Below are 5,076 nucleotides of genomic sequence, written 5' to 3'. Positions count from 1 at the left end.
GCATCGTTGCCCAGCAGGTCCTTGTAGGCCAGGATCTTGTTGATGGTGCCCTCCAGCTGGCGGACGTTGGCGGTGACGTTTTCCGCGATGTAGGCGGAAATTTTGTCCGGCAGCTCCATACCCAGCAGGGCGGCTTTATTTTTTACAATGGCCAGACGGGTCTCGAAATCCGGCGGCGCCACGTCCACCAGCAGGCCCCACTCGAACCGGGTACGAAGGCGGTCGTCCAGCAGGGTCATCTCAGATGGGGGACGGTCGGAGGTCAGAACGATCTGCCGGCCGGACTCATACAGGGTATTGAAGGTATGGAAAAATTCCTCCTGGGTCTGCTTCTTGCCGGCGATGAACTGCACGTCGTCCACCAGCAGCAGATCCGCCTGACGGTATTTCTCCCGCATTTCGGCGGTCTTGCCCTCCCGAATGGCGTCTACCAGTTCGTTGGTCAGGTCATCGCCCTTCACATAGGCGATCTTGGAGGATGGCGTGGTGCGGCGGATGACGTTGGCAATGGCGTAAATCAGATGGGTCTTGCCCAGGCCGGAGTCGCCGTAGATCAGCAGGGGATTGTAGTTCTGGGCGGGATGCTCCGCCACCGCCATAGAAGCGGCGTAGGCCAGTTTGTTGGAAGGACCCACCACAAAAGTCTCAAAGGTGAATTCATCGGAGGTAAAGCGGTCGCTTGGCCGCTTGTCGTTGGAGCTGGTCCGCTGGCGGAAGGCATCGTCGTCCAGGATCTGCACCTCAAACTCCATGGAGAAGATGTCGTGGAGGGAAGCCTTGATATTCTTTAAAAACAGGGATTCGATATAACCCCTTTTAAAATCGTTGGCGCAGTGCAGGATGAATGTATTGCCCTGGATATCCACGGCCTCCAGTTCATCGAACCAGGTGGCAATGGTCGTTTCCGAAAGATCTCGTTTGAGCTGTTGCAGGACATTGTCCCACACGTCAGCGACAGAATTCAAAAACACACACCTCTCTCTGGTAAAAAATAGACAAAACAACATCACATATTATAGCAAAAAAGTGAAAAAGAAGCAACACTTATTCTAATAATAAGCATTGGAAATTACGGTAGAAAATAAAACTACATGTAGAGATTTTCCGACAGTTTCCCACTACATTTTGAAAAGTTTTATTTTTTTATTGAAAAATCAGAGAAAAACAGCAGATGCGGGGATAATTTTAAATTTTTATTGACACCTTTTTCGGAAAATGGTATACTAATCCACGCGTCAAAACGCTGAAGAATGTTTACTGCGCCGCTTTTTTACAGAGCGGTGTCGAGTAAGAGCCGCCGGAGAGCGGCTGGAATTTTGACAGGAGGTGTCTCAACATGGCAACGAAACGTACCTATCAGCCCAAGAAGCTGCATGGCCAGAAAGTCCACGGCTTCCGCAAGAGAATGGCTACCGCCAACGGCCGCAAGGTCCTGGCCCGTCGCCGCGCCAAGGGCCGCGCCCGCCTGTCCTACTAAGCGAAACGGAAGCGCGGGAGACACTTGAACAGACGTCTTCAGGGACGGCGGGAATTTTGAGAGATTCCTCCGTCCCTCGTTGAGTTTCTGTTCAGAACGGCAAGGCGGGGAATGCGATGAAACAAGCGGTCACACTGAAAGCGAATCATGAGTTCCGGCGGCTGTATCAAAAAGGCGCGTCCGCTGTCAGCGGCGGCATGGTGGTGTACTGCAGGAAAAACCGGTTAGGACATAACCGGCTGGGCATCACCGCGTCGGTGAAGCTGGGGCACGCCGTGGCCCGCAACCGGGCCAGACGGCGGCTGCGGGAGGTATACCGGCTCAATGGGGACAAGCTCCGCATGGGCTACGATATCATTTTGGTGGCCCGCCGCCGCACGGTGGACATGCCCTGGCAGGAGCTGAACGATTCCTTCCTCCGGCTGTGCCGGAAGCTGGATCTGCTGGAGGGAAAGCTATGAAGCGGCTGATGATAGCGCTGGTGCGCTTTTATCAAAAGGCCATCTCTCCCTACCGTCCCCGCTGCTGTAACTACATCCCCACCTGCTCTCAGTACGCACTGGAGGCCATTGAAAAGTACGGAGCCGTCAAGGGCGGCTGGCTGGCCTTCAAGCGGATCCTGCGCTGCAATCCGTTTCACAAGGGCGGGTATGATCCAGTGCCTTGATCACGACGGGGAGAAGGATCCCCCTCGAACTTTCCCGCTGCCAGTGGCGCCGGTCATTGGTGCATGCCGCTTAGGGCGGCAGGGTCAGGGTTTTGTCAGGTAAAGAAGGTAAATTGTTCCGTGAGGCGGGAGACGCCTCTCTGAAGGGCCTTCTGACAAAATGATCTCAATTTTCTTTTGCCTTTGGCAAAAGCATCGGGGAAACCAGATTTTTTCTTACCTCTGTTTTTACAAGCATGAGCGGAAAAATAGGGAAGAGATCACCTTGACGATCTTAAATTTGGAGGAAGCGATATGTTTTCGACACTTGGATACTACATTTGTATCCCCTTTGCCTGGCTGGTCCGGTTATTTTACGATCTGACCAGTTCCTACGGCGTGGCTATCATTCTGTTCACGCTGGTCATCAAACTCATCATGCTGCCCTTCCAGATGAAATCCAAGAAGAGCATGATGCGGATGAACCGGATGTCCGGCAAGATGCAGGAGCTGCAGAAAAAATACGCCAACAACCAGGCGAAATACGCAGAGGAGATGCAGAAGCTCTATGCCGAAGAGGGCGTCAGCCCTATGAGCGGCTGCCTGTGGAGTTTTCTGCCTCTGCCTATCCTGCTGGCCTTGTATTCCATCATCCGTCAGCCCATCACGCACTTTATGATGCTGTCGCAGGAAGTGGTGCAGAAGGCGGTGGACGCCGCCACTGCCGCTGGACTGGATATGTCCTCCATCGTGATGATGGATAAGAGCACCGGCGCGGCTGTGGTCAAAAACGGCATCACCCAGCTGCAGCCTTACGGTCAGATCAATCTGGTGACCTCCATCAGCAACAATCTGCCGGAGTTCGGCAGCAGTGTGGACGGCTGGATCAATATGGATTACAGCTTCCTGGGCCTGGACCTGGCGGCGAATCCCTGGAACGCCGTGAAGGCATTCAAGCCGGAGTGGGCCATCATCGGCGTGATCCTGATCCCCATCCTGGCGGGCGTGTCTCAGCTGCTGCTGAGCCGTGTCACCATGAAGCAGCAGCCCCAGCAGGAGGGAGCCGCCGGCAATTCCATGAAGTCCATGATGTACATGATGCCGCTGTTTTCCGTGTATATCGCCTTTATGATGCCCGCCGCACTGGGTGTCTACTGGATCGCTCAGAGCGTGATTTCTCTGGTCCAGGAGATCTTCATGGGTAAATTTTACAACAAAAAGCTGGAAGAGGAAGAGAATGCCCGGTATGAGGCCATCCAGGCGGACCGCCAGCGGCGGCAGGAGGAGGCCAAGCGTTTGCAGGAGGAGCGCAAGCAGCAGGTCGTTCAGAAGCAGACACTGAAGGAAAAGCAGCGCGCCGCCCAGCAGGCCAAGGCCGCCAAAGCCCAGAAGGCCAGAACCAGCACCACCGAGGCCGGCCGTGTGGGCGACCGTCCATACGCCAGAGGGCGCTCTTACAAAGAAGACCGTTATGAATGATTGAGGAGCCGTTATGAGAGAGTTTATCGATGTGACGGGCAAGACCGAGGACGAGGCCATCAGCAAGGCGCTGGCGCAGCTGGGCCTGGACCGGGACGATGTGTCCGTTGAGATTTTGGAACGCGCGAAATCCGGCTTTTTAGGATTGGGAAGCTGCCCTGCCAAGGTGCGGGTCAGCTACGGACCGGAGGATGAGGAGCCTGTGGTCGCTCCGCCTGCGCCGCCCCCTGCGGCGGAACCCGCCGCCCCCAGAGAGGTGAAAAAAGCCCCGGAGAAAAAGAAGAAGACTGCTCCGGCCAAAGCGGAGAAGCCCAAGCCGGCTGAAAAACCCGCCGCGCCCGTTCAGGATCTGGGGGAGGAAGTGGACGACGAGAAGGCCCAGGCCATCAAAAAATTTCTCACCGGCCTTCTGTCCCAGATGGAGAGCAGCGCCGCCGTCAAGGTCTACCAGCCGGAGAAGGGCCGTTACAAGGTCTTTCTGGAGGGCGAGAATCTTGGCGCGCTGATCGGCCGCCGGGGCGAGACCCTGGATGCCATCCAGCAGCTGACCAGCTATGCCGTGAACCGCACCGGCGGCCGAGTCCGTGTCCAGCTGGACGCTGAGGGCTACCGGGAGAAGCGGGAGCAGAGCCTGCAGCACCTGGCGAAAAAGGTGGCGGGGAAGGTGGTCAAATACCGCCGCAGCGTGACCTTGGAACCCATGAACGCCTATGAGCGCCATGTGATCCACACGGCGCTGCAGGACGTGCCCAATGTGACCACGTATTCCACCGGCGTGGACCCCAACCGCCGGGTCATCGTGGCCTATGACCGTGAGAAGAAGTAAATATGAAAGGATCTGCCTGAAATTTTTCAGGCAGATCCTTTTTTGCTTTTCGTGACAAAAGGCGGTCTCATATCGTATGATAAGTGAAAGCTTTCAAAACAACAGGAGAAGATCATGGATCGAAGTGCATTTCAACACGCGGTGGGACAGTACCAGGACATGGTGTACCGCATTGCCCTTCATCAGTTCGGCGTTCCCCAGGACGCGGAGGATGCGGTGCAGGAGGTCTTTCTGCGCCTTTACACGGCGGAAAAGCCCTTTGAGAGTGGGGAACATCTGCGCCGCTGGCTGATCCGAGTTACCGTCAACGTCTGTAAAGATGCCCTGAAAAGCCCCTGGCGGAAGCGGCGGGTCCCGCTGGAATCCATTCCGGACCTGCCGGTGTTCGACAAGCCGGAGGAGCGGGAGTTATATGAGGCGGTGATGGCCCTGCCGGAGAAATACCGAACAGTGCTGGACCTGTTCTACTATGAGGAGCTGTCCACCAAGGAGATCGCGGCGCTGCTGGGGCTGCGGCAGTCGGCGGTGACGACCCGGCTGTCCAGAGCCAGAGAGCTGCTGAAGCAGGAATTGAAGGAGGTGTGGAAGGATGCGTGAGCTGTACCGGCGGACCTTTTCCCAGGTCCATTCTTCCACGGTGATCCGATG

General features: G+C 56.1%; 7 protein-coding genes. 6 read left to right on the top strand and 1 reads right to left on the bottom strand.

Features of this window, described 5'->3' with window-relative positions; translation table 11 throughout:
* On the bottom strand, window positions 1–965 hold a 965-nt coding region (dnaA, locus tag Q0Z69_RS16545), incomplete at its 3' end, for a chromosomal replication initiator protein DnaA (RefSeq protein ID WP_298035504.1).
* 371 nt (window positions 966–1,336) lie between these two features.
* Between dnaA and rpmH the strand changes: the two genes are divergently transcribed.
* The 6 genes from rpmH to Q0Z69_RS16515 all read left to right on the top strand — a co-directional run bounded on the left by rpmH (window position 1,337) and on the right by Q0Z69_RS16515 (window position 5,025).
* A complete protein-coding gene (rpmH, locus tag Q0Z69_RS16540; protein WP_021751147.1) occupies window positions 1,337–1,477 on the top strand; it encodes a 50S ribosomal protein L34 in 141 nt (46 codons plus the stop codon).
* 116 nt (window positions 1,478–1,593) lie between these two features.
* On the top strand, window positions 1,594–1,938 hold the full coding sequence (gene rnpA / locus Q0Z69_RS16535; RefSeq protein WP_298035503.1) for a ribonuclease P protein component: 345 nt from the start codon (window positions 1,594–1,596) through the stop codon (window positions 1,936–1,938).
* Window positions 1,935–2,144 (top strand): membrane protein insertion efficiency factor YidD, encoded by a 210-nt coding sequence (gene yidD / locus Q0Z69_RS16530; protein ID WP_298035502.1) that lies wholly within the window; start codon window positions 1,935–1,937, stop codon window positions 2,142–2,144. The genes rnpA and yidD overlap by 4 nt, the downstream gene beginning before the upstream one ends.
* A gap of 294 nt (window positions 2,145–2,438) precedes the next feature.
* Window positions 2,439–3,602, top strand: a complete 1,164-nt coding sequence (gene yidC, locus Q0Z69_RS16525) for a YidC/Oxa1 family membrane protein insertase (protein ID WP_298035501.1) — start codon at window positions 2,439–2,441, stop codon at window positions 3,600–3,602.
* A 13-nt stretch (window positions 3,603–3,615) separates the two neighbouring features.
* Complete coding sequence (jag, locus tag Q0Z69_RS16520; protein ID WP_298035500.1) at window positions 3,616–4,428, top strand: RNA-binding cell elongation regulator Jag/EloR; 813 nt, start codon at window positions 3,616–3,618, stop codon at window positions 4,426–4,428.
* A 114-nt stretch (window positions 4,429–4,542) separates the two neighbouring features.
* Entirely contained in the window at window positions 4,543–5,025 is a 483-nt protein-coding gene (locus Q0Z69_RS16515; RefSeq protein ID WP_298035499.1) for an RNA polymerase sigma factor, read from the top strand.
* The last annotated feature ends 51 nt before the right edge of the window (window positions 5,026–5,076 follow it).

This window comes from uncultured Dysosmobacter sp. (genome assembly GCF_947631165.1).
In the GTDB taxonomy this organism is placed as follows: Bacteria; Bacillota; Clostridia; order Oscillospirales; family Oscillospiraceae; genus Oscillibacter.
The sequence above is the reverse complement of the archived record's forward strand: the minus strand, read 5'-3'. Positions and strand labels throughout refer to the sequence as shown.